The organism is Methylomonas sp. BW4-1, assembly GCF_052474385.1.
Window position 1 is genome coordinate 2,300,644 of sequence record NZ_CP184125.1, and the last position, 21,293, is coordinate 2,321,936.

28 protein-coding genes and 1 tRNA gene are annotated in these 21,293 nt (G+C 52.7%); 21 read left to right on the forward strand and 8 right to left on the reverse strand.

All coding sequences use genetic code 11. The annotated features are described in order from the left end of the window. Nucleotides 1-52 precede the first annotated feature (52 nt). Nucleotides 53-1,273: a flavodoxin-dependent (E)-4-hydroxy-3-methylbut-2-enyl-diphosphate synthase gene (gene ispG, locus ACH5Y9_RS10625; RefSeq protein ID WP_445369588.1), complete on the forward strand. Its 1,221-nt coding sequence runs from the start codon at nt 53-55 to the stop codon at nt 1,271-1,273. Between the two features lie 328 nt (nt 1,274-1,601). Here the strand turns inward: ispG and ACH5Y9_RS10630 are convergent, their stop codons facing one another. The 3 genes from ACH5Y9_RS10630 to ACH5Y9_RS10640 form a co-directional block, all read right to left on the reverse strand. After that, on the reverse strand, nt 1,602-2,774 hold the full coding sequence (locus ACH5Y9_RS10630) for an NnrS family protein (protein WP_445369589.1): 1,173 nt from the start codon (nt 2,772-2,774) through the stop codon (nt 1,602-1,604). Then, on the reverse strand, nt 2,767-3,582 hold the full coding sequence (locus tag ACH5Y9_RS10635) for a ferritin-like domain-containing protein (RefSeq protein WP_445369590.1): 816 nt from the start codon (nt 3,580-3,582) through the stop codon (nt 2,767-2,769). Before ACH5Y9_RS10635 ends, ACH5Y9_RS10630 begins: the two co-directional genes overlap by 8 nt. A gap of 102 nt (nt 3,583-3,684) precedes the next feature. Further along, a complete protein-coding gene (locus ACH5Y9_RS10640) occupies nt 3,685-4,074 on the reverse strand; it encodes a lipocalin family protein (protein WP_445369591.1) in 390 nt (129 codons plus the stop codon). A 196-nt stretch (nt 4,075-4,270) separates the two neighbouring features. On the opposite strand from ACH5Y9_RS10640, the gene ACH5Y9_RS10645 reads away from it, so the two are divergent. The 17 genes from ACH5Y9_RS10645 to ACH5Y9_RS10725 all read left to right on the forward strand — a co-directional run bounded on the left by ACH5Y9_RS10645 (nt 4,271) and on the right by ACH5Y9_RS10725 (nt 15,182). Further along, on the forward strand, nt 4,271-4,981 hold the full coding sequence (locus ACH5Y9_RS10645) for a DUF6901 family protein (RefSeq protein WP_445369592.1): 711 nt from the start codon (nt 4,271-4,273) through the stop codon (nt 4,979-4,981). A gap of 234 nt (nt 4,982-5,215) precedes the next feature. Beyond that, a tRNA-Leu gene (locus tag ACH5Y9_RS10650) sits at nt 5,216-5,302 on the forward strand. A gap of 203 nt (nt 5,303-5,505) precedes the next feature. Beyond that, a complete protein-coding gene (locus tag ACH5Y9_RS10655; RefSeq protein WP_445369593.1) occupies nt 5,506-6,723 on the forward strand; it encodes a tyrosine-type recombinase/integrase in 1,218 nt (405 codons plus the stop codon). Nucleotides 6,724-6,741: 18 nt separating this feature from the next. Further along, nucleotides 6,742-6,981, forward strand: coding sequence for a ribbon-helix-helix protein, CopG family (locus tag ACH5Y9_RS10660; RefSeq protein WP_319961509.1), 240 nt, complete (start codon nt 6,742-6,744; stop codon nt 6,979-6,981). Then, nucleotides 6,968-7,327 (forward strand): type II toxin-antitoxin system VapC family toxin, encoded by a 360-nt coding sequence (locus tag ACH5Y9_RS10665; protein WP_319961510.1) that lies wholly within the window; start codon nt 6,968-6,970, stop codon nt 7,325-7,327. Before ACH5Y9_RS10660 ends, ACH5Y9_RS10665 begins: the two co-directional genes overlap by 14 nt. Before the next feature lie 97 nt (nt 7,328-7,424). Then, nucleotides 7,425-8,069, forward strand: a complete 645-nt coding sequence (locus tag ACH5Y9_RS10670; RefSeq protein WP_319961511.1) for a hypothetical protein — start codon at nt 7,425-7,427, stop codon at nt 8,067-8,069. Nucleotides 8,070-8,174: 105 nt separating this feature from the next. After that, nucleotides 8,175-8,399: a helix-turn-helix transcriptional regulator gene (locus ACH5Y9_RS10675; protein ID WP_319961512.1), complete on the forward strand. Its 225-nt coding sequence runs from the start codon at nt 8,175-8,177 to the stop codon at nt 8,397-8,399. Next, nucleotides 8,399-8,746 (forward strand): phage protein Gp27 family protein, encoded by a 348-nt coding sequence (locus ACH5Y9_RS10680; protein ID WP_319961513.1) that lies wholly within the window; start codon nt 8,399-8,401, stop codon nt 8,744-8,746. The genes ACH5Y9_RS10675 and ACH5Y9_RS10680 overlap by 1 nt, the downstream gene beginning before the upstream one ends. After that, nucleotides 8,743-8,973, forward strand: coding sequence for a helix-turn-helix domain-containing protein (locus ACH5Y9_RS10685; RefSeq protein ID WP_319961514.1), 231 nt, complete (start codon nt 8,743-8,745; stop codon nt 8,971-8,973). Before ACH5Y9_RS10680 ends, ACH5Y9_RS10685 begins: the two co-directional genes overlap by 4 nt. A gap of 269 nt (nt 8,974-9,242) precedes the next feature. After that, nucleotides 9,243-9,380, forward strand: a complete 138-nt coding sequence (locus ACH5Y9_RS10690; protein ID WP_319961515.1) for a hypothetical protein — start codon at nt 9,243-9,245, stop codon at nt 9,378-9,380. After that, entirely contained in the window at nt 9,377-10,075 is a 699-nt protein-coding gene (locus ACH5Y9_RS10695) for a DUF7673 family protein (protein ID WP_445369594.1), read from the forward strand. The genes ACH5Y9_RS10690 and ACH5Y9_RS10695 overlap by 4 nt, the downstream gene beginning before the upstream one ends. Continuing rightward, entirely contained in the window at nt 10,072-10,608 is a 537-nt protein-coding gene (locus ACH5Y9_RS10700; RefSeq protein WP_319961517.1) for a hypothetical protein, read from the forward strand. The genes ACH5Y9_RS10695 and ACH5Y9_RS10700 overlap by 4 nt, the downstream gene beginning before the upstream one ends. Before the next feature lie 3 nt (nt 10,609-10,611). Then, a complete protein-coding gene (locus ACH5Y9_RS10705; RefSeq protein ID WP_445369595.1) occupies nt 10,612-12,321 on the forward strand; it encodes a DUF3987 domain-containing protein in 1,710 nt (569 codons plus the stop codon). Nucleotides 12,322-12,411: 90 nt separating this feature from the next. Continuing rightward, on the forward strand, nt 12,412-12,624 hold the full coding sequence (locus ACH5Y9_RS10710; RefSeq protein WP_319961519.1) for a hypothetical protein: 213 nt from the start codon (nt 12,412-12,414) through the stop codon (nt 12,622-12,624). A 7-nt stretch (nt 12,625-12,631) separates the two neighbouring features. Then, nucleotides 12,632-13,579, forward strand: a complete 948-nt coding sequence (locus ACH5Y9_RS10715; protein WP_319961520.1) for a DNA cytosine methyltransferase — start codon at nt 12,632-12,634, stop codon at nt 13,577-13,579. Nucleotides 13,580-13,927: 348 nt separating this feature from the next. Beyond that, nucleotides 13,928-14,857 carry a phage head morphogenesis protein gene (locus ACH5Y9_RS10720; protein ID WP_445369596.1) on the forward strand — a complete coding sequence of 310 codons (930 nt, stop codon included), beginning with the start codon at nt 13,928-13,930 and terminating at the stop codon, nt 14,855-14,857. After that, entirely contained in the window at nt 14,841-15,182 is a 342-nt protein-coding gene (locus ACH5Y9_RS10725) for a hypothetical protein (RefSeq protein WP_445369597.1), read from the forward strand. Before ACH5Y9_RS10720 ends, ACH5Y9_RS10725 begins: the two co-directional genes overlap by 17 nt. A 193-nt stretch (nt 15,183-15,375) precedes the next feature. Here the strand turns inward: ACH5Y9_RS10725 and ACH5Y9_RS10730 are convergent, their stop codons facing one another. From ACH5Y9_RS10730 to ACH5Y9_RS10745, 4 genes are all read right to left on the reverse strand, one after another. Beyond that, the gene (locus ACH5Y9_RS10730; RefSeq protein WP_319961522.1) at nt 15,376-15,924 is read right to left on the reverse strand and encodes a Mor transcription activator family protein; all 549 of its coding nucleotides are present in this window, start codon (nt 15,922-15,924) and stop codon (nt 15,376-15,378) included. Between the two features lie 389 nt (nt 15,925-16,313). After that, a complete protein-coding gene (locus tag ACH5Y9_RS10735; RefSeq protein ID WP_445369598.1) occupies nt 16,314-17,366 on the reverse strand; it encodes a phosphotransferase in 1,053 nt (350 codons plus the stop codon). A 684-nt stretch (nt 17,367-18,050) separates the two neighbouring features. Continuing rightward, nucleotides 18,051-19,109, reverse strand: a complete 1,059-nt coding sequence (locus ACH5Y9_RS10740; RefSeq protein ID WP_445369599.1) for an OmpA family protein — start codon at nt 19,107-19,109, stop codon at nt 18,051-18,053. 95 nt (nt 19,110-19,204) lie between these two features. Then, complete coding sequence (locus tag ACH5Y9_RS10745; protein ID WP_445369600.1) at nt 19,205-19,399, reverse strand: hypothetical protein; 195 nt, start codon at nt 19,397-19,399, stop codon at nt 19,205-19,207. A gap of 163 nt (nt 19,400-19,562) precedes the next feature. Here ACH5Y9_RS10745 and ACH5Y9_RS10750 point away from each other — a divergent pair, with 163 nt between their 5' ends. Genes ACH5Y9_RS10750 through ACH5Y9_RS10760 form a run of 3 tightly spaced genes read left to right on the forward strand, consistent with a single transcriptional unit; the run spans nt 19,563 to nt 20,453 of the window. Beyond that, nucleotides 19,563-19,877 (forward strand): BON domain-containing protein, encoded by a 315-nt coding sequence (locus ACH5Y9_RS10750; protein ID WP_445369601.1) that lies wholly within the window; start codon nt 19,563-19,565, stop codon nt 19,875-19,877. Nucleotides 19,878-19,891: 14 nt separating this feature from the next. Next, the gene (locus ACH5Y9_RS10755) at nt 19,892-20,122 is read left to right on the forward strand and encodes a DUF883 family protein (protein WP_036278503.1); all 231 of its coding nucleotides are present in this window, start codon (nt 19,892-19,894) and stop codon (nt 20,120-20,122) included. A 13-nt stretch (nt 20,123-20,135) separates the two neighbouring features. Then, nucleotides 20,136-20,453 (forward strand): hypothetical protein, encoded by a 318-nt coding sequence (locus tag ACH5Y9_RS10760; protein ID WP_445369602.1) that lies wholly within the window; start codon nt 20,136-20,138, stop codon nt 20,451-20,453. 610 nt (nt 20,454-21,063) lie between these two features. On the opposite strand, the gene ACH5Y9_RS10765 is transcribed toward ACH5Y9_RS10760, so the two are convergent. After that, a complete protein-coding gene (locus tag ACH5Y9_RS10765; RefSeq protein WP_445369603.1) occupies nt 21,064-21,285 on the reverse strand; it encodes a hypothetical protein in 222 nt (73 codons plus the stop codon). Nucleotides 21,286-21,293 lie beyond the last annotated feature (8 nt).

Sequence of the window (21,293 nt, forward strand, 5' to 3'; positions counted from 1 at the left end):
GAATTACTTGGTATTTTTTAGATAACTTTCAGTTTTTGCAGACCACACTTCTATGTCGATTAGCTCCAGAAAACACACCCAACAGGTTTTGGTAGGAAACGTAAAAGTCGGCGGCGACGCTCCGATTGTAGTTCAATCCATGACTAATACCGATACAGCTGATGTGGCAGGAAGCGTTCAACAGATCATGGAATTAGCAACAGCCGGCTCGGAAATGGTCCGCGTCACTGTCGACCGTGAAGAAGCTGCGCAAGCCGTACCAGAAATCGTCAACCGACTGGCACAAAAAGGCTTTTCGGTGCCCATTATCGGCGACTTCCATTTTAACGGCCACAAGTTACTGGAAAAATATCCGGATTGCGCTCAAGCACTTTCCAAATACCGTATCAACCCCGGCAATGTCGGCAAAGGCAAAGCGCGGGACCCGCAATTTCAGCAGATGATAGAGTTTGCGATTCAATACAACAAACCCGTGCGGATTGGCGTCAACGGTGGCAGTCTTGATCAGGCTGTGTTAACCCGCTTGCTTGACGAGAACAGACAATTAGCGCAACCCAAAGAATTACCCCTGATCACCCGCGAAGCTATCATACTCTCCGCCCTGGAAAGCGCGGCTAGAGCCCAGGAAATCGGGCTAGGCAAAGACAAAATCATCCTGTCCTGCAAAATTAGCGATGTTCAGGAGTTGATCAGCATTTACCAAGACCTGTCCAGCCGTTGCGATTACGCCCTGCATTTAGGCCTTACCGAAGCTGGCATGGGCTCCAAAGGCATCGTCGCATCAGCAGCAGCACTCGGCGTGCTGATGCAACAAGGCATAGGCGACACCATCCGCGTATCCCTAACACCCGAACCCGGTGCCGCGCGCACCAAAGAAGTGATCGTGGCCCAGGAAATTCTGCAAACCATGAATTTCCGCTCATTCACCCCCATGGTAGTCGCCTGCCCCGGATGCGGCCGCACCACCAGCGATTATTTCCAACGCCTGGCGCAAGACATTCAAGGCTATTTACGCGACCAAATGCCTGTCTGGAAAGACAAATACAAAGGCGTGGAAGATATGAAAGTCGCGGTAATGGGCTGTGTCGTAAACGGCCCCGGCGAAAGCAAAAATGCCAACATCGGCATCAGCCTGCCCGGCACTGGCGAGTCACCTGTTGCACCGGTTTTTGAAGACGGCTTCAAAACCGTCACCCTTAAAGGCGACCATATCGCTGAAGAGTTCCAAGCTATAGTCGAGCGTTATATCGAATCGCATTACAGCGCGCAGTAAAAACGTTTCGACACAAAAAAAGGCGGCTGAAAGCCGCCTTTTTTACAACCCTATCAAAGCCCGCTATCACTGACCAAGATCATTACTCCTGCCAGGAACAGACCCGCTTACGCCCTTGACGCCGTTGACCAAAGTCAATCCGTCCGACTCATGTTCACATCAAACCTGTCGCGCAATTTGCTTCCATTCACTCTCATTTCATTGACCAGATCGCGCAGTAAACCGATATAGCAACCCTAACACTGTCGCTCCAACAAATTCAATGTATAAAAAATACGGCACGCTTGGACGAGACCATCCGCCATCGCCACTGTTTTTATGAACTACGCTACCCCGGCTGCCCATCCAACCTGGGCGACATCAAAATTGGCGAATAATAAAATGCGAACAAGGAAAACGCCGCCAACCAGCAATAGGTGGACACCATCACCAAACCGCCATACCAGTTTGGCAACAAAGCCGGAAATAACACCCGAAACAACGCGGCCAGATTTATCAGCACAAAGGCCAGCGCCATCACATTCGAGGCTTTTAGCGCCCTGCCGGTATGGCCCAACGCAACGCGGGCCATCATGCCCAAAGTCAAAATACCGATGCCACCCACAGTAAAGGCGTGTAAAGCCAAAGACTGCGGAACCACAGCAAAAGCAGAGAGCGATACCAAGCCAAATCCAAGGATCAACCAACCATAGCCGATGTACAAAACCCAAAGCAGGGGCACAAACCAAATCCGCGGATTGTACCAAGCCGCCACTCGCACAATATTAATCACAATCGCCGCTACCGCAGCAACAGCCAACAAAGCGCCGGATATATTCAGCATCAATAATGCAAACACCGCCAAACTCACCGCAACAGCGGCTATATCCAATGCCGGATTGCGAATACAAATAACCCCAGATAGCCCCCGTTCGGTAAAAAACGGAAATACCCGGCCAGCGATGACCAAAATCATCGCAACGATAACAGTAACCACCAGGACCAGCCCTAGCGAGGCATTACCGGCCATACCCAGAACTTGGGCATGAATCAAACCATTACCCAAGGCTAATAACAGCAATAAGGCGACAAAAATCAGATTTTGATAGTTGCCGGTTTTTAAAATTGGCTTACCCACAAAATACGCCAACACCGGCAAAAATACGAAATCGACGGTGCCTATCAACAAATCGGGCAGTAGTTCGGAATAAAAAGGCAATACCCGGCCATAAATCCATAAAAAACACAGCGACGCCAGTTGATCGGGAGTCACCGTTTGTAAGCCAGTCCAGTTTCTAACTGCTGTTAGTAAAAAACCGGCAATCACCGCTGTGGTGTAGCCAAGCAACATTTCATGAGCATGCCACGTGCTGCCGGTGAAGTAATTATCGATATGCAGCGAACCGTTGGACATTGAGTTCCATACTGCAATCAAAGCCAGAGCTGATAATCCCGCCAGCGCGAAAAAGGCCCTAAAGCCCATCGCAAACAGTGGATAATCAAAAACCGGTTTGTTATTCATGCAAACGCTCCTCCAGCCAATCGATTTCGTTATTCGAGAAGCCGGCGATTATACGCACTTCTCGGTTAAAGGGTCCCTTGGGCTTGCCCTTGAAATAATTCAGAATAAGGTCTTTGAAGCAGTGTTCAGGTTCCAGACCACGCTGTCTGGCCAGATTATTGAACCAGTACGAACCGCGCTCGACATGCCCGACTTCGTCGTTGTAAATCCGCCGCAAAATAGCCAGACCGGGCTGATCGTCGATTGCAACCAGTTTATCCATCATGCCCGGCGTCACATCTAATCCGCGCGCTTCCATACACCGCGGCACGATCGCCAATCTCGCCAAAATGTCATTGGACGTATCTTCGGCATGAGACCAAAGCCCTCGATGAGCGGGCAAATCGCCGTAATCGAATCCCAAGCCAAACAAATGAGTGCGAATCAACTCGAAATGCTGTGCCTCTTCGTCGGCGATGATCAGCCAATCCCGATAAAAATCGTCGGGCAAGCCGGGAAACCGATAAATGATGTCCCATGCCAAATAAATTGCCACGAACTCGATATGTGCGAGCGCATGAAAAAAAGCCGCTTTACCCTCGTTGGAATCCAGACGACGTTTAGGCATCTCGCGCGGCATCAACAATGTCGGCCGGCTCGGAAATACGGTGTTGCTTATCGGCAATACCGCCCCTGTTGTTTGCAGGGACAATAAGCCGTTATCCAACAACTGCCTGGCTTGATGAGTTAAAACAAGCTTTTGCTCAATGTCGCCATTGAATAAACAATGCTCCGCAAAATCGGATAGGCTTTGGGGTTGCTCTGCCAAAATCGAAGTTCCTGTTTTCTCGCTACCGATGAGTCCATCCCATCCGACGATCACATAAATAGGTCAAACTAAGCACGACACTATCAGAAGTACTCGGCGTTTTTATTTTTTAGACATAAAGAAATAAACGGTTTGGCACTTCAAAACCATATTGTTGACGGACTTTTCAATTGCCTCGCAGGTTTCCATCTTCGAGCGACCCGGCGCCGCCTGTTTGATAATCTTGCCGCCTTCGACGGCGTAATTCAGCACAGCCCGCATTTGGTCAAGTCTGGCATGCGAATCGTTTTCATGGGTCATGCCTTCGATAGTGCCATCGTCTTTAAACGTCCACGTGGTATTGGAGCTTCGGGCCTTGCTGCCATCACTGGTGTTGGATTCTTTGTCGATTTGCCATGTACCCAAAACATCGGCTTTGGTCAGCTGAACTTCCGCTGTGGCGTGAAAAGATAAAAACAATAAAGCAACAGCGGAGAGTTTAATAAATTGCATGGTAAAGCCTTTTGAGATTATGTTTTTAGAGCCGTCGATTGTAACACGGAGCCGGAGGCAGCCTCCGTTACTTGAATACCGCAGCTATACTCAAGCCAATCTAGTCAGACGACGCCCCTACAATCGGCCAATATTGCGGCTTAGTCAGGTTAAAATCCATCCAAGAAAACGCACATCACAAGTTTGCTGAATTTATATGTCCGAAGACATCCTACATTTTACCTACCGTTTAAGCGCAGAAGATTACGATAGCGCCGATTTCGAGATAGAAGTTGATAAACAAAGCATGACCCTTATTTCTGCCGCTCCCCCTCCCTATCCTCTATGGACGGAGCTCACGTATCAACAATGCCGCAATTGCCCGTTAAAACCTGAGCAGGTTCCGCACTGTCCTGTCGCGATTAATTTGGTGTCACTGTTAAGTTTATGTGGGCACCTAGTGTCCCACAAGCAAATGGCTGTAGAAATCATTACCGATAGAAGAACCATACGCGCCGAAACCACTGCTCAACATATCGCCAGTTCGATTCTAGGCTTAATTATGGCCACCAGCCCGTGTCCGCATACTGAATTTTTAAAGCCAATGGCACGTTTTCACTTACCCTTGGCCGATCAAACTGAAACGATTTACCGAGTAACCACGATGTTCCTATTGGCACAGTATTTTCGGCAAAAAGACCACCTACCCTATTCCCTGGAACTGGATGAACTGCTCGCGCTATATCAAAACTTACAAGTCATCAACCTCCATTTAAGCCAACGGTTAAAAACTGCGATTAGCGAAGATGCAGCGGTAAACGGCGTGATTTTACTGGATTTATTGTCAAAGTCGGTTTCTTGGTCAATCGAAGACGGTCTTGAGGAAATTCATCATTTATTCGACGGATACCGCAAATTAGCTCAATAGTCTGCCTACAAAAACTTTCTTGTACAAACTATCGCTCGCCAATGGAAGCAGCCAAATAGACCAAGCCACCCTAATACTCAAGCCAATGCCTCAGAACGACTGAGTCACGTGGCGACAACAACCAATCCTTCAGGAGTGCCGACGTTAAGCTGCTCAGCGATGTGTATAATCATAAGGTTGACACATCCCATCCATACACTTATAATAACTAAATTACTTACCTAGATAAGTAATGCCGAGGTGGTGAAATTGGTAGACGCGCTAGCTTCAGGTGCTAGTAGGGGTAACCCTGTGGAGGTTCAAGTCCTCTCCTCGGCACCATATTACAGTTTCAGGTGGTAACATCTGACAACAGAACCCGCAAGCTGCAAGGCTTAGCGGGTTTTTTTATGCTCCACGTAGTAACACCTAACACCACCAAAGAACCAACAATCTGTTGGTTTTTTTGTTGGTATCTGCCATCATGCCCTCACCCGATACCAACAAAACCGCCTGTAACTGGCGTCATTCATGGAGCGTTCGCCATGCTGACCGATACCGAAATACGCAAAGCCAAACCCACCGAAAAACCGCAAAAGATCAGTGACGGCGGAGGTCTGTTTTTACTGGTCACGCCTCACGGTAGCAAATTATGGCGGTTAGCCTACCGCTTCGCCGGCAAGCAAAAAACGTTAGCGATTGGCGAGTATCCGAGCGTCGGCCTGGCCGACGCCAGAACCAAGCGCGAAGAGGCCAAAAAGCAGCTTGCCAACGGCATCGACCCGTCGACCGCCAAAAAAGCGGCCAAAGCAGCCAGCCAAGACGCCGCCGCCAACAGCTTCGAAGTCATCGCCCGCGAATGGCACGAAACCCACATGGCGAACAAAACCGAAGACCACGCCCAAAAAACCCTAACCAATTTCGAGAAAGACGTTTTCCCGTGGCTCGGCCGGATGCCGATAACCAACATAGAAGCCCCCGACGTGCTGGCCGTGGTTAAGCGCATTGAGCAACGCGGAGCCAACGAGATTGCCAAAAAAGCCAAGCGGTCTATTGGGCAGGTATTCCGCTATGCCATCGCCACCGGCCGGGCCGTTAGAAACCCGGTCCCCGATCTGCAGGGCGCATTCGTGCCCACCACCGTCAAACACCACGCCGCCATTACCGACCCTGTTCAAATCGGCGCCCTGTTGCGAGCCTGTGAGGACTACACCGGCCACTTTGCCACCCGATGCGCGTTGCGCCTGTCGTTCTTGGTCATGTTGCGACCTGGCGAGGTGCGAAAGGCGGAATGGTCCGAAATCGACCTGGAGCGGGCAGAATGGCGCATCCCTGCGGCCAAAATGAAGATGCGCGAGGAACACATCATCCCGCTATCGCGGCAAGCCCTTACCATCTTCGAGGAAATCAAGCCGCTAACCAGCAACAGCCGCTTCGTGTTTCCGTCGGTACGCAGTAACGCCCGGCCCATGTCCGAGAACACCATCACCGGCGCTTTGCGGCGATTGGGTTACACCGGCGCCGAAATGACCGCCCACGGCTTTCGGGGCATGGCATCTACCCGGCTCAACGAAGCCCACCTATTCCACCCCGACGCCATCGAGCGCCAGCTTGCCCACGGCGAGCAAAACAGCGTCCGCGCCGCCTACAACCGGGCGCAATACTTGCCGGAACGGGTGAAGATGTTGCAATGGTGGGCCGACTACCTGGATAGCTTGAAGGAAGGCGCGGCCGTTGTGCCGTTTCAACGTAAGAGCGCATAACCGCAAGGAGAAAAGCCCATGCTAACCCTGGAACTCGACGACGAAACCGCCGGCTTACTGGCGAAACTGGCCGCCCGCGACCACCAAGACGCCGGCCAACTCATCAAGCAGGCCTTGGCCGATTACCTTGCCAAGTCGGCGGAATCGGCTAGCGAGTCCGTATTAATGGCCGACATCATCGCCACCTTGCCGCCGTTGCCAAGCTTCACCGGCAACCCGCTGGACGTTCAAAAGGCCATGCGCGATGAATGGGATTAAATACTTGCTGGATACCAACATCATCATCGGCATGTACCAACACAGTCCGGCGGTAATCGACTTGATGCAGGCCAAGCGGGTGCATATCGGCCAATGCGCCTATAGCGCCATCACCCGCATGGAATTATTGAGTTTTCCCGGCATCACGCCAACCGAAGAAACCGCGATTCATGCCCTGCTGAACAGAATGGCCCGCCTGAGCATTACCGAAGACGTGGAAGAACAAGCGATTCGCTTTCGGCGCCGGCACAAAACCAAACTACCGGACTCCATTATTGGCGCCACGGCGAGCTTTCACGACCTTGAGCTATTGACGATGGACAAGCAATTACAGGCAAAGCTGTAACCCGAATAAACCGCGCCTAGCCCGACGGGGCGAACCTGGGCAACCTTTCACCCAGTGGCGCGGTTTTCCTCTTGAAAGGCAGACCGGGAAAGGCGGAATGATTGATTACCAAACTTACGACGCATTAGGCGAATTCCCATTGGAGCTAGCAGCTGCTTTGTGGATGGAGCTAAATCCAGATGATGAATCCACGAAATTTAATTCTGGTTACAAAGCAAAGCACTTTGAAATAAATATGGCGGTCAATAATCGCGAACTACAGGCGGGCATCTTCAAAATTCAAGATGAGCCAACTTATAAAAGCAGTTTACAAAGGGATTTGGATGATTTCATGGGCACTATGGGAAGAAGAGATGAGCCAAGATATTCAATTGTTGTTCAGATAAACCGCGCTGACTTAAAAAACTGGGCCGAATCCAAAGGCCAAAAACCAAAATTTCTTTTCCCTGAAATGCGTTTAAACCAAGACCCCATTCAAAACAAATCTGCAGTTCCCAACCTCGAAGAAGGTAGGCCCGACGACAGGATAAATTCACTGCTGAAAATCATTTTGGGCATGGCTATCGATGCTTATAAGTACGATCCAGATGCTCAGAAAAATAAAGCGACAGGCGGGAACTCGGGAAGTATTGCAGCCGCCTTGGAAAACATACCAGGTTTGAAAACCGATCCTGACACCATTCGAAATTATTTGACCGAAGCTTCCAGACGCTTCCCAAGCGCAAAGCCGCATAAATCCTAGATTATTGGCCGATTCGGTCAAAAACCGACCGAGCTTCGGCCAAACAACCGTTTCAATTCCACACCATGTGTCTTGTCAGTAACCAGTCGCCCAAAGGAGGGCACAATGACAAAAAACATGGTGCAAACCAACCCCAAAACCGACCCACTCCAATCAGGCTATAACCTGCGCGTTTCCGTGCTGGCTCCACGCCTGGGCATTTCCAAAAACCAAATATGGCGGCTTGTCCGGCAAGGCAAATTTCCGCGCCCCATCAAGCTATCCGAGAAGGTAACCGTCTGGAAGGCCGATGACGTTCTAGCCTGGCTGAAAGCCAAGGAGGCGGCGTAATGGCGAGATTAACCAAACTCGACCGCCTGCCGGAGGCGGTCAAAACCGAGCTGATGAGTAGAATTCTCGGCTCGGCCGAGCGTTACGAAAGCATTGCCGACTGGCTAAAGCAGGCCACCGGAACCCGCTATTCGAAATCGACCATCGGCCGCTTTGCTCAAGCCTTACGCTCGGTGCATGGCGGCTTGCTGGAGCTGGGATTGTCCAGCGAGGCGCTTGCGGCCAACTCCGGCAAGTTGGAAAAACTGGGGGCGTATCTGGTGCAGCGGGAGCTACTCACCCGCCGCATCGAATCCTTGCAAAAGTCGATTTTCGGCCCTTTGGGAACTGGGGAGGGCGAGCGATGAGCGACCGCAAACCAACCCAAGCAACCGCCATCAAATCCGCCTTGCTGGCCGGTGCCCGCGTCGATTCGGTAATGGCGTTCGGTCTGGGCATTACCCGCTTGGCCGCCATCATCAAGCGCTTGCGGGACGGCGGTTTGCCGATCATCACCGAGCAGGACAAAGGCAACGGCATTGCCCGCTATCACTTGCCGGAAAACTGGCAACCGGACACAAAAAAGCCCCGCTAAGCGCCAACTTAGCGAGGCCTTTGCCTGACTGTGAACCCGATACCCACAACCACCAGCGCGGCGCATTATGCGCGCCGCAAGGGCTATTTTCAATGTCTTTTCGTTACACCATCTTGACACCACGCCGTAACCCGGCCATGATTTGCGCCGTTGCCACCACAGTGGCAACCGGGCGTGGAAACCCGAGTTATTCAGGCGTAAAGACGCCGCATCATGGCGTTTTTTTATGCCCTTCGTTTTGGCATGGCACAAGCCTTGCAGCGTCTGTTATGGCGGGGTGCAGTGGGCAGCCGCAAGGCTGGCCGGTGCCTGAATCCGGTATTTCCACCCCATTGCATCCCGTCGCCCGTACCGTGGAAAGTATCGGCGGCGGTTTATCACTCTTGATTCAGGATAAATCGCTATGAATACCCCAGCACCGGGCCAATGCGCCCAAAATCCGGCTATCGATGCCGAACCCCGTTTTGTCACCATCCCCGCTTGTTCTAATCATTCTGGCCTTTTAACGGTCACCGTTAAACTGCATTGGACTTGCCCGGAATGCGGCGGCCCGCGTGGCGACACGTTCAGAACACAAAGCTATGACGGCGCTTTGCCGGTTCAGTGCGACGGCTGGAACAATCCTTGTGGTCATATCGACCATTACCGCGATGTTCGCCTGGAAGCCCAAGCCAATGGATTGAATGAAACCGCTCAAAATCCAGCCGTAGACACGCCACACGCCGCGACCGTCCATTTCCACCCCAAGCAGCAAGGCGATGCCGTCAACGACTTCCTGGCGCAAATCCGCGCCCAAGAAATCGAACGCGAAACCGTTATAGCCGCCGGTCTTCCGGCCTTGCAGCGTTTGGCAAAAATCGCCCGGCGCGACACCGGCCAAGCCGCCACGGTGCGCTTGTTTCTGCTGGGCCTGTACAACGGCTACCGCTTCCCCTTCAACCTAACCGCGCTACGCGGCCTCGATCTGGACTTGTTCACCGACTGCCTGGCCGTGTTGACCCTGGACGCCCGCGCCACGGTCAAGGAGGTTCACCAGTATTTCCACAACGGCGGCGAGCTGTTCGAGCAGTTTGCCGAAATGGTCATGGAGGGCAAAGCATGAAAAACACCATCAACACCACGTTGACCCGTCAAGACGCCGAAGCGCCTATTGCCCTGGAATTAAATCATCGGGCGTTTTCCGATGTATTCGGCCTGGGCTTAATCCTACGCAGTAAGGGCCAGCGGGAAACGCAATTTGCAACCGATGCAAACGGCTTGCAGCATTGCAAACAGCAATTGGAATACGTGCAAAATCAATGCTTGTGGGGCTTGCAAGGCATCGGCGGCTTGATGGTGGCCGCCAATCCTTCCGAATTGTGCAAGGATGACTTGGTCAGCGTCGGCGCCTTGATTCAAAACCTAGCGCAACTGGCGGAAGAAGCCATCGGCCACATGGAGAACGTCAACAGTGATTTGGTTGACCGCGCCAACCAAATCGATGACCCCAAGCAAGCCGCCTACCATGCCGACGTACACCGCGAGGCGGGGGAAATTCGTCGCACGCGGTCGATGAGCTACGCGGACGCGGTAGCGATGGCCGCCGGCAGGTTGTCGGCGCGCCTGGCCGATGCGGCGGCGACCGGGGAGGCCTAAACCATGAGCAACCTCGACAAACTGGCCGCGCTGGAGGCCTTGACCAAGCCCATTACCGAAAAGGCCGTGAAACGTGCCCGCAAATACGGCAGCACCAAGGCGGTACCTGAGAACGAGGATTTTCTAGGCGAAATGCTGGAAGGCTTCCAGGAAGAAGAGTTTGTCGAGGATGCCATCATCGCGCCACCGCAACCGACGCCGGCCATGTTTTACGGCTTCGTCGGCGAGGTGGCGCGGGTGGCGGCCGACGGTACCGAGATTAACCCGGTCGCGGCGGCGATGGTGATGCTGTCGTTTTTGGGGGCCAATGCCGGCCGCGATAGCTTTCTGCTCATCAACAACACCTTTCACCACCCAAGGCTGTTCACCATGCACATCGGCCGATCTTCGAGCGGCGGCAAGGGCGATTCTCAGCAGTTGGTTCACCGTATCCGCCGGTACATCGAAGCCAAGGACGCCGCCTTGCTGGGCCGTTTTCACAGTGGCGGCCTGTCCACGCGGGAAGGTTTGGCGGCGATGATCCACGACGGTTTCGGCGAATCGCCGGCCATCGTCGACAAACGCTTGTGGGTGATTGAAAGCGAGTTTGCCAACGTGTTGCACCAATCCAAACGCGAGGGCAATACCTTGTCTTCGGCGATTCGGGAAGTCTGGGACGGCGGCGACATCAAGCCGGCCACCAAGAGCAAAACCGTCGGCGTGACCAATCCGCATATCGGTATTCATGCCAACATTACCCCGGCCGAACTGAACAAGATGCTCAGCGCCGGAGAAATGACCAATGGTTTCGCCAATCGGTTTTTGATGGTGTGGGCGGAAAACGTCGGCTTCGAACCGTTCCCAAAGCCGACCCCGGAGCGGATTATCGAGGACTTGGCCGGCCGGGTGATGGACATTCTTCACTTTGCTAAGGGCGGCTATCCCAACAGCCATAACGGCCTGGAAATGATGCTGAGCCAAGCGGCCAAGCAGCGTTACGCGGAAGCCTACCCGTCTTTACGCCGGCCAATTGATAACGAGTTTGTAGCATCACTGGTGGCCCGCCGTGCGCCCTATGCGCTTCGGCTGGCTATGCTGTTCGCGCTGACCGATCAAACGCGGGTGATTGAGGTTTGCCACCTCGAAACGGCGCTGGCCTGGACGGATTACGCCTTGCAAACGGTCAAGTTCGTGTTTGCCGACAAAGCCAGCGACCCGCGCCAAGCCGAAACCCGGCAACAGGCGGCGAAGATTTTGGCGTTTTTGCGCTTGCGGCCGGAAGGTTCGAGCAAGTGGGAGTTGACCAACGACTGTTTTCAAAAGCACAGCACCAGCCAGAAAATCGACGCCGCCTTACGCTATTTGCTGGCCGAAAATCCGCCAAAAATCGTGCAAACCGAAGCCAAAAACGGTGGCCGCGGCCGACCAAAGACGATTTACACGTTGCAAAATAGTGCGGAGAAAATAAATAAATCCGCAAGCCGCGCCGCGTTTGGGCTGGAGGGTGATTTACCCACTGCGGAGAAAATGCGGAGTATTTCGGATGAAATGGGCAAAAACGGAAATACTCCGCAATTCTCCGCAGTTGATGAAAACGGCGTAAACCCAGAGCCGGCGCGGCCTGCGGAATTAAATAATTTCTCCGCATCTTTTTCACACGGTTTTCACGAGCGGCCGGCAGAAACTCACCCACCAGACCGGCCCAAACCAAAGGCGGCGAACAAGAAAGTTTAGCCATCCGCGACTGCACTAAACCATCTTCGGCAATCCGACGAATCGAAACGCGGATTGCCTTTTTGTTATCCGAAAGCCAAGGGGGACATCATGCGTTTTAACCCTGCCGAGTTCATCCAACTTTGCCGCCGTGCCGGCGTCGAACTACATCGGGAAGGCCCGTTTCTGTGCTACGACGGCGGCCGCAAATGGCGCGATAGCGCAGACGTGCTGTTCGAGGCATTGCACCGACACAAAGACGAACTAATGCCGCTATTGCCGGACACCAGCCCGCAAGCCGATTTATTCGACCCGTACAACTGACAGCGCCATGAGCCAAACAAACACTAACGCCGTGACTATTCAAGGTCAAATCCGCCTGGCCACGTCACAATCGGATGCCGTGACGCCTCGATGCCGCGTCAACCTGGGCCCGTCACAATCCAACGCCGTGACCGGACGTCTTCCGTTAGCGCCGGCAGCGTCACAATTGTTGCTGTCGCTGTTTCCGGGTATCGATTTGCTGGGACGGGGATTCGAGGAAGAAGGCTTTTCCGTGGTGCGCGGGCCTGATTTGCTGTTCGGCGGCGACGTGCGAGGCTTTCACGTACCGGCCGGCCGTTTCGATGGCGTTATCGGCGGGCCGCCGTGCCCGGACTTTTCCAAAGCCCGGCGCGGCGAACCTACGGGCTACGGCTTGGCGATGTTGGCGGAGTTCGTCCGCGTGGTGAACGAGGCGCGGCCGGCATGGTGGCTGCTGGAAAATGTTCCCGGCGTACCTGACGTGGTGATTGCCGGCTATTCCCACCAGCGCATCGACATCAACGCCCGCGAATTGGGCCTTGTGCAAAACCGCCAGCGACATTTTCAATTCGGCCACCGTGACGGTTGTTTGATTACCGTGCCGCGCGGGCCGAAGTCGCGGCAGAGTCACCCATGCTGCACGGCTTCCGAAGGCAAGCGCCCCGGCAAGCGGTCTTGGCCGGACTTTTGCAGGTTGCAAGGCTTGCCCGGCGCTATCGAGTTGCCGAGCCTGACACTGGCCGCCCGTTACCGCGCCGTCGGCAACGGCGTACCGCTACCGATGGCGCGGGCCTTGGCAAAAGCCGTACTGTCGGCCGCCGCGCCCGATCAGGTGCGGGTTTGCAGTTGCAGTTGCGGTAGAACCGTCGCCGGTCGCGCATTGTTCGCCACACCGGCTTGTCGTAAGCGTATGCAGCGCCGTCGGCAAAGCTTGACCGACCAGGCGGCAAAGACAGCCGGCGAGTCACAACCGTGACCGTCCGGAATCCGGCCGCCGCAGCGAAGTCACAACCAGGCAAGCCCACTGGCGAAACCGAGACAACGCATTGCCTGTATTGTTTCCGAATTATCGAGCCAGCCGGAAAAGGCCGAAAACCCAAGTTCTGCTCACCCGCCTGCAAACAGGCCCATTACCGCTTGCGGAAAAACGACTTCCAGCGCCGGCGCGTGTCGGCCTCATTGCGGGCCTTAACGTTACGAAATGTCACTGGTACCGGCACGGCTTGAAACGGCGCGGTAACTTGGCACCATGCCGGCGTGTCGCGCTTCGACGTCGACCACCCCTATAATTTCCATTCCCCAGCTATCCCAATCAGGTAACCCAATGGCATCCCAACAATCACCCACGCAACGCGCGTTTGGCGCCGGCAGTAACGGCAAATTCGATAAACCGTTCAGTGAACAAATCAAGTTGTTCCGCGAAAAGGTCTTGTTGCCGACCGAGCATTACAACGATCTGCTGAAAAGCGCCCACGACCGCGCTTTCGTCGTTGCCGGCGTGATGAAGGCCGACCTGCTGAACGACATCCATCAAGCCCTCGCTAAAACCATGGCCGAAGGCAAAAGTATCCAATGGTTTCGCAAGGAATTTGCCAGTATCGTGGCGAAGAACGGTTGGGGTGGCGTCGGCACTAACGCTAAACGCGATTGGCGGGCGCGGGTGATTTATCGAACCAATCTTTCGACCGCTTATGCCGCCGGCCGTTGGCGACAACTCAACGACCCGGATTTGTTGAAACGTAGGCCGTACTGGAAATACGTGCATAACGAAACCGTACGCCATCCACGGCCATTGCATCAAAGTTGGAATGGCTTGGTTTTGAGACACGATGCCCCTTGGTGGCTAACCCACTACCCGCCCAACGGTTGGGGATGCCGTTGCCGCGTGGTCGCGGTTCCGGCCAGCGAGTACACGGGGCAAACCACACCGAACGATGGCTATAGAACGGAAACCGACCGTTTCGGCAATACTCACCAAGTCCCCAACGGCATCGACTTCGGTTGGGACTATGCCCCATGCGCCAGTCGTTCGGTTGAACTCAAAACGTTGATCGACGAAAAATTGATGCGCTTCCCGGCGGCACTCGGCGCGGAAATGTGGAAAGCCTTGAAACCGGCCTTGGCCGATGAGAACCGCAAGATATGGGCCGAAACCATAAGCGCCTGGATCGTCAAGCCGGAGAAGCCGCAACAGCCGTTGCTTGATTGGCGCCCTGGCGCCTGTCGTATTGGCGGCATTGGCAGCCCAAAATAAGCCCGCTCCGCAAAGCGCTGAAATCGCGGTTGATGGTCGCCTAGTTTTCGAACACGACGAGGAAACCGGAAAACAGCCGCTTAAACCGATGGAATGGGCACAATTACCGGGTTTGATCGACAAGGCCACGACCTATTATGACAACCGTACCGGCATGATTGTTTACGTCGCCAGCGGCCAAGGCGAAACCCGTATTGTCATCGCATTGGGGTATCGGGTGCGGAAAGACGATGGCAACTTGAACACGGTGGCCGCCGCCTACCGTGAGCCGTCGTCAGACATCGAAGACCGCATCCAGAGCGGCGAGTGGATCATCGTGCAATGAACTGAAGCCGCGTCGGTTGGCTTGCGACGGCATGGGGCCGGGTGGTACGAATAGCGGCTTGTTTTGCCGCCCGCGCCTGCCGGATCTGGTTCATCGTAAGCGTTTGCGCTTCAGTACGGCAACAAGGCGGCTTGTCGGTTGCGTCTTGGCTAATTAAAACGGGATATTGTGGGATTTGGCGGGATAAATCGAGTTAGGACGCCGCCGGCAGTGCGGCCGCTTCCCGGAAGGCTTTTAGGGTGTCGGTGATGCGAATCGATACCCCCGGAAAGCTTTGACATAGAAAACCGGCTATGCCATCCGCCAACGCGCTGGCCTGTTCGATGGATAGGCCGCACTTCGCCAGTTCAGGCGGCAAATACTCTTCCAGCACTTGCAAGATCAGGGGTTTATCTTTGGCCTCGGCACAAGGCCGGCCGGCTCTATTGCCGCGTCCCGATGGATTAGCCCGCATCCGGCGAGTGATGCTATAGATTTGCTGAAGACTCAGCCGGTATTTGATCGACAATTCGGCATGGTTGTTGCCGTTGAACTCTCGCCAAATCGCCTTGTTTCGCTCTTGCAAAACCGAATTTTGTTTATCCGCCGAAGGCACATAAAGCGTTTGTTTGCGGAAGTTTAACCAAAGGCATTCGAACAATGCCGCCGCACAGCCGAGCGCGATCTTTTTGCCATGCTCGTCAAACACCTCCCGGTAAACGAAATTTTCCAGCTCCCTCATAATCGATTCGGCGTTGATCATTTTCGGCACTCGTATCAGATAACACCACCTAAAACCGTTCAAGCAACGATTTTTGTTGGTATTTTTGTTGGTATGTCGAAAAATTCTGAATTTTTTATCTTTAAAAATCAATAATAAATATCGATTATTCGATTCCTCTCCTCGCACCATTTTTATTTTCTTCTTGCGGAAACCAGCAAGACAGAGATTAAAAAATCCTTATAGATTTTCTCGTAGCTACAAACGATGTAGCAGTCAATTATAAAGTCAAGACTTATTTGAAATTTTTGTGGGTTCATATACCCGCCAAATTATCTCTCTATCGAGATATTCTCCGCCAAATAGCATCGACCCAATTCTGAGATCAAATTCAGTATATAACCGCCTTCCAGAAACGCTGGGAAAAACACTTATATAGATAACGCAGAATAGCTATCGTTATCGTCAACCGCCGCTGAAACGCGCGCAATTAACTCCAAGTTGCTATTGCGCTCCATCATACCCCCTATAGCCAAGGTAACAATCATCGCTTCGAACGGATACACCAAATGAGCGCGGTAGCGTTGGTAATACGTTTCTTCATCCAAGTCGCTAATCCCGTGACTAGCTAACGCCGTCATGTATAGTTTCAGCAATTGTTTTTCATGAGCACGCCGAGACTCCGGCTTCAGCGATGTCGCTAAAAAATAAGCGAGATCACTAACACCCTCACCCATCCGCACCAATTGCCAATCCAGAAAGCCCGGCTCAGAGTGATTCCAAAATAGATTGCCTGGATGACAATCATGATGCACCAAGGTCTGCACACCGGTTGCCAATATCCTGGTGATTCGCCGCCGATCCGCCGCATAGCGCAACGCGGATCTACGCAATTTGTTGGGCACCAAGCGCCCTGCGCGATCAAGGCCACGCTTCATCAAGGGCACAGCCAGTAAGGTACCCATATGATTCTCGACATTGTGACTAAAACCGTTTAACCAGCGATGCGTTTTCAACAGCCCAGCATTGCCCCAATAGTGAGCATGAAAACCGGCGAGCTTTTCAACCACCTGCTGAGCTTGCTCCAAAGACAGAGCGTCTGCGGTAAGCCCGGGCCTAAATCCCAGCTCATCCAAATCCGCCATTACCAATGTAGTACCGCGCCCTAACACACTTTCAGCCGCTAAAATTTGCGGCACACTCACCGGAACCCCCTGAGAAAGCGAATTATAAAAATGAACTTCCTTATGCAATAACCGCGGTATGGCGGTAATCGCTCTGGACTTAATTGCCAGCGACGGCGTTTTTACAAACCACCGACTTGGAACGACGCCGATGGCGTCATGATTCACGGTTAGCCGCAAGCGCGTCGATGTGCCAATATTGACGGATTGAATATCTACTGTACGTACTTTGGCACTGGTTGCGTATCTATCAACAATACGTTGCGCCCATTGCCGAGATAATTGATCCGGGTGATTCACGACAATATGATCTCTAAAACGGCTCAACATCGGATTAGGCCTGTCTCAAATATTTGATAAATCGAAATGTTAGCCGCCGTATTCATTCAATTTAACTTTATCGATCAATCAGTGATTAATTATCAAAAACGCCATGTATTCCTATAGTTTTTCAAGCAATAAAAAACCCGCCAAGTCAAGTAACTTGCGGGTTATTCAATATTCAATCTCAAAAAACTTGGTCGGGACGGCGGGATTCGAACCCACGACCCCTTGTCCCCCAGTCACGTAGAGCTTTTCATCAAACAATAAAATCAACCACTTACAGACCTCGCAATTTTAAAACTCTACTACAGCGGCACCGATATCAACGTCGTTTCTATCTTGCAGTACTACATTTTTACTACACAGGCACACCAATCAAAAACTAGAAGTCTTAGCACCGGGCGATATTTCGGAACGAAGAGCAGACAACTTGCAAGGTTTCTCGACATGGCATCATCCCATTCGAGAGCCTAAGTCTCGATCCCTTTATTTGGTTGACCCGAGGTGACACGGACGATTTGGGGGGCCAAAGGCTGTTGAGGTAGCGCTCTTCTTGGCGATCTTTTCCAGCAGAATGCCCGAAAAATCTTTCGGCAAGAATAACGACCCATCGAGCTTTATCTTTTAGCACCAATTACGCCATTTTGGAGTAAGCGGTAATCATTCTTCTATCCAAATCAACTCGACCCGACGATTTTCCGATTTACCGGCTTCCGTGGCGTTATCGGCGATGGGTTGGGTTTCGCCATAGCCTTTTGCGGACAATTTGTTGGAAACGCCTTTCAATTTCAGATATTCAACTACTGAGTGTGCCCGGCGTTGCGATAGCTTCATATTATAGGAGTCGCTACCTTCGCTGCTGGCGTGACCTTGCACCTGAATTTCATTTTTCTGCGGGAATGCGATCAAGTCCTTGGCGACGCCGTCCAGCAGTTCCTTGGCATTTAAACCCAATTCAGCGGAATCGTATTTAAAATGCTGACCTTTAAGTATCAATCGAACCGCACAACCGTTCAGGTCAACCGTGGCGCCCTTGATAGTACCGGGGCATTTATCCAGACAATCGTTGACGCCATCGGCATCTGAATCGAGCGTGCTGCAATCCGGTTTGGATGCGGCCCCAATGGGCGGCGGCGCGATGCGCGTATCGGTTTTTGCCGCATATTTTGGTTTGTCTCCAAACGGAATCACCACGCCCAGATTGACGGTCATATCGTGAAATTCGTCGGTGCCCGGTTGCACTTGAGCATTGAAATTATTGTTGTAGCGGTAACGTACATCGCTGCGTATCAATAAGTTATCGTTAACTTCATAGCTGGCGCCGACGCCGGCTTCGCCGATAAAACCGATACCGCAGTTGGCCGAGGCGCATGTATTCATGCCGCCCAAACCGATCACCGCATACGGCGAGAATTTATCGCGGAACAAATAATATTGCACATCGGCACTACCGCCCGCCAAATCCCAAGGGCCGTTATCGCCGCCGAAACCTTGATAAAAGCCTTTTAACTCGACGTTAAAATGTTGATCGATGATTTTACCAACACCGACACCGCCACCCCAACCGTCACTCGCCCGTCTATCGCCGCCACTGTTAATAAAAGTCGCGAACGGCGCTACATACCAGCGCTTGTCTTGAGTTTGGTCGGCGACCTGAGCCTGCGGCACCATAGTCAGACCGGCTAAGGCGGCTATCGGCAATACATGTCTGTTAAGCATAATTGTTCCTTTATGGTAGAGATCGAAATGGCTAACTAACGCCGGATACCGTAACGATAAGTAGCGCGAAACGGATAGCGTTGTTGTAAATAAGCTCATAAGTAGCTTATTCGCAACAGCAATGCCTCGTCGGTGCGGTAGCGCACATAAGCGGCAAACAGATAAATTTCCAGGGTTGCGCCACTGGGTTGCCCAAAGCCATCTCGTCCAAAGGCCATCGCTTGCTGGGTATGTTCGCTAACGCACCGACTAAGACCGGCTTTGTGCTTACGATGTATCCAAGGTTTCACCACCCCAGCCCTGCTTTTATTTGCCGCATTTGCGAGAGTGTCCGTTAGTCGCCTAAACCGCCACGCCGGGCTCATCCGAATTACGCTAGCAAGTATTCGCAAGATTGCGGCCAAGCATTAGCCGCGCAGCCTCATCTTTAGTTTTATTCCGGGAGAATTACCTATGAAAAACCTCAGCCGATTGTTTGCCGCATTTATTGTGGCTCTTACATTGCTCGTTGCCTCCGGTTGCGCCTCGACGCATAAACACGAGGGTACCGGCGAATATATCGACGACAGTGTCATTACCACCAAGGTAAAGGCAATGTTGTTTGATGAACCCCACCTCAGATCTGGTCAGATCAATGTCGAAACCTTTAAAGGCGTTGTGCAATTGAGCGGTTTCGTCGGCACCCAGGCCGATATCAACAAAGCCGTGGAAATTGCTCGCAGCGTCAAAGGCGTAGAGTCTGTCAAAAACGATATGCGTCTTAAATAAACCAGGAAATCATTATGGAAACCATCGACAAAGCCTCCAATTACGCCCACGAGGCGGTTGATAAAATCGCCAGTGCCTCCCATCAAGCCGCGGACACGCTCGACCAAAAAAGCGAGCAACTAAAAACTGCCGAGCAGCGCATCGTGAAAAACTGCCAAGTCTATATTCGCGATAATCCGGTAACGGCATTGGGTATTGCCGTGGCTAGCGGCTTTTTGCTCAGCCGCCTGTTGAGCAGCCGCTAATTCGCCTTCACCCATGGGCCCGAATGCTTCCGCAAGGACCGAGGAAAGTGCCGGACAGTCCGCCATGCATGCCGAGCCGTCCAACGACGTCGGCATGTTGGAGGACATTCAATTGCTGTGGGAAGAATTACAGGGTTTAAGCCATGATCGCTTCCGACTTGCCGCGTTGGAAACGCGGCGGGCCGGCCAAAGCCTGACCACGATGCTCGCGGCAACCGTGATGCTCGGTTTGTTGCTGAGTGCCGCCTGGCTAGGCTTACTGGCCGCCGGAGTACAATGGCTGATCGAACATGATATTCAGGTCAGTAGTGCCATATTACTCTGGCAGTAGCAGGCAATTTACTGCTAGTACTAATCCTGTTCGGCGTGATCCGCCGCCGAAGCCGCTATTTACAATTCCCGGCCACACAGCATAGCCTTAAACCCGCGTCTAAAGACTATGCCAATAAGGACATCATCTGATGATACCGCCTTCGATTCAACGAATAAAGCCGTCCGGCTCCTTAAATTCGCAAATCAAAATCGCGGAACGGCAAGTGTTGAAGCGTCGCCAGTCGCTTGGAAAACGCACCACTTCCCTGCTGGAAAGTATCTATAAACAGATGACCGCACCCGCTACCCTGGTTTTGGCAAGCGGCATAGGATTTATAGCAGGCGAACTCAGCAAATGCCCGACGCCGCCCCGCCCTGCCCCATTGCCGGGGCCCACTGAAAATCCCAAAGTCGCGGCAAGCACGCATTTACGTAATGCGCTGAGCCTTTTGCTTTCGGCACATACCTTATACAACGCCTTACCGCTAGCCTGGCTGACGAAACGCTTTCAACAATCGCGAAGCAAACCAACTATTGCAAGGCGATACAATCGCGGGACTAGGACTACCATTAAAACTGAAGGCCTAGACTAGCGTTTAGCTGCTTTTGGCAACCTGCAATGGGCTAGCCTAATTTTTCCTACTTGCCGCAAACAATAACGCGCTGCCCACCACTATGGTTGCTATGCCTGCCCAAACCGGCACATTGACAGTCTGAGTATCTTTTACCGACAGCTCGAACGGGCCAAATGTGGCCTGCTGAGTTTCCTTGGTATAGCTGAAACCGCCGTACATCAAGCCCAATACACCGGCAATAATCAACAGCGTGGCCATGATTTTGACTGCACTCATATTGTTCT

What these genes read in the sequence shown, in the direction of transcription:
- ispG (WP_445369588.1), top strand. Translation starts at nt 53, where the DNA reads ATGTCGATTAGCTCCAGAAAACACACCCAACAGGTTTTGGTAGGAAAC.
- ACH5Y9_RS10630 (WP_445369589.1), bottom strand. Translation starts at nt 2,774, where the DNA reads ATGAATAACAAACCGGTTTTTGATTATCCACTGTTTGCGATGGGCTTT.
- ACH5Y9_RS10640 (WP_445369591.1), bottom strand. Translation starts at nt 4,074, where the DNA reads ATGCAATTTATTAAACTCTCCGCTGTTGCTTTATTGTTTTTATCTTTT.
- ACH5Y9_RS10645 (WP_445369592.1), top strand. Translation starts at nt 4,271, where the DNA reads ATGTCCGAAGACATCCTACATTTTACCTACCGTTTAAGCGCAGAAGAT.
- ACH5Y9_RS10655 (WP_445369593.1), top strand. Translation starts at nt 5,506, where the DNA reads ATGCTGACCGATACCGAAATACGCAAAGCCAAACCCACCGAAAAACCG.
- ACH5Y9_RS10660 (WP_319961509.1), top strand. Translation starts at nt 6,742, where the DNA reads ATGCTAACCCTGGAACTCGACGACGAAACCGCCGGCTTACTGGCGAAA.
- ACH5Y9_RS10665 (WP_319961510.1), top strand. Translation starts at nt 6,968, where the DNA reads ATGAATGGGATTAAATACTTGCTGGATACCAACATCATCATCGGCATG.
- ACH5Y9_RS10670 (WP_319961511.1), top strand. Translation starts at nt 7,425, where the DNA reads ATGATTGATTACCAAACTTACGACGCATTAGGCGAATTCCCATTGGAG.
- ACH5Y9_RS10675 (WP_319961512.1), top strand. Translation starts at nt 8,175, where the DNA reads ATGACAAAAAACATGGTGCAAACCAACCCCAAAACCGACCCACTCCAA.
- ACH5Y9_RS10680 (WP_319961513.1), top strand. Translation starts at nt 8,399, where the DNA reads ATGGCGAGATTAACCAAACTCGACCGCCTGCCGGAGGCGGTCAAAACC.
- ACH5Y9_RS10685 (WP_319961514.1), top strand. Translation starts at nt 8,743, where the DNA reads ATGAGCGACCGCAAACCAACCCAAGCAACCGCCATCAAATCCGCCTTG.
- ACH5Y9_RS10690 (WP_319961515.1), top strand. Translation starts at nt 9,243, where the DNA reads ATGGCGGGGTGCAGTGGGCAGCCGCAAGGCTGGCCGGTGCCTGAATCC.
- ACH5Y9_RS10695 (WP_445369594.1), top strand. Translation starts at nt 9,377, where the DNA reads ATGAATACCCCAGCACCGGGCCAATGCGCCCAAAATCCGGCTATCGAT.
- ACH5Y9_RS10700 (WP_319961517.1), top strand. Translation starts at nt 10,072, where the DNA reads ATGAAAAACACCATCAACACCACGTTGACCCGTCAAGACGCCGAAGCG.
- ACH5Y9_RS10705 (WP_445369595.1), top strand. Translation starts at nt 10,612, where the DNA reads ATGAGCAACCTCGACAAACTGGCCGCGCTGGAGGCCTTGACCAAGCCC.
- ACH5Y9_RS10710 (WP_319961519.1), top strand. Translation starts at nt 12,412, where the DNA reads ATGCGTTTTAACCCTGCCGAGTTCATCCAACTTTGCCGCCGTGCCGGC.
- ACH5Y9_RS10715 (WP_319961520.1), top strand. Translation starts at nt 12,632, where the DNA reads ATGAGCCAAACAAACACTAACGCCGTGACTATTCAAGGTCAAATCCGC.
- ACH5Y9_RS10720 (WP_445369596.1), top strand. Translation starts at nt 13,928, where the DNA reads ATGGCATCCCAACAATCACCCACGCAACGCGCGTTTGGCGCCGGCAGT.
- ACH5Y9_RS10730 (WP_319961522.1), bottom strand. Translation starts at nt 15,924, where the DNA reads ATGATCAACGCCGAATCGATTATGAGGGAGCTGGAAAATTTCGTTTAC.
- ACH5Y9_RS10740 (WP_445369599.1), bottom strand. Translation starts at nt 19,109, where the DNA reads ATGCTTAACAGACATGTATTGCCGATAGCCGCCTTAGCCGGTCTGACT.
- ACH5Y9_RS10750 (WP_445369601.1), top strand. Translation starts at nt 19,563, where the DNA reads ATGAAAAACCTCAGCCGATTGTTTGCCGCATTTATTGTGGCTCTTACA.
- ACH5Y9_RS10755 (WP_036278503.1), top strand. Translation starts at nt 19,892, where the DNA reads ATGGAAACCATCGACAAAGCCTCCAATTACGCCCACGAGGCGGTTGAT.
- ACH5Y9_RS10760 (WP_445369602.1), top strand. Translation starts at nt 20,136, where the DNA reads ATGGGCCCGAATGCTTCCGCAAGGACCGAGGAAAGTGCCGGACAGTCC.
- ACH5Y9_RS10765 (WP_445369603.1), bottom strand. Translation starts at nt 21,285, where the DNA reads ATGAGTGCAGTCAAAATCATGGCCACGCTGTTGATTATTGCCGGTGTA.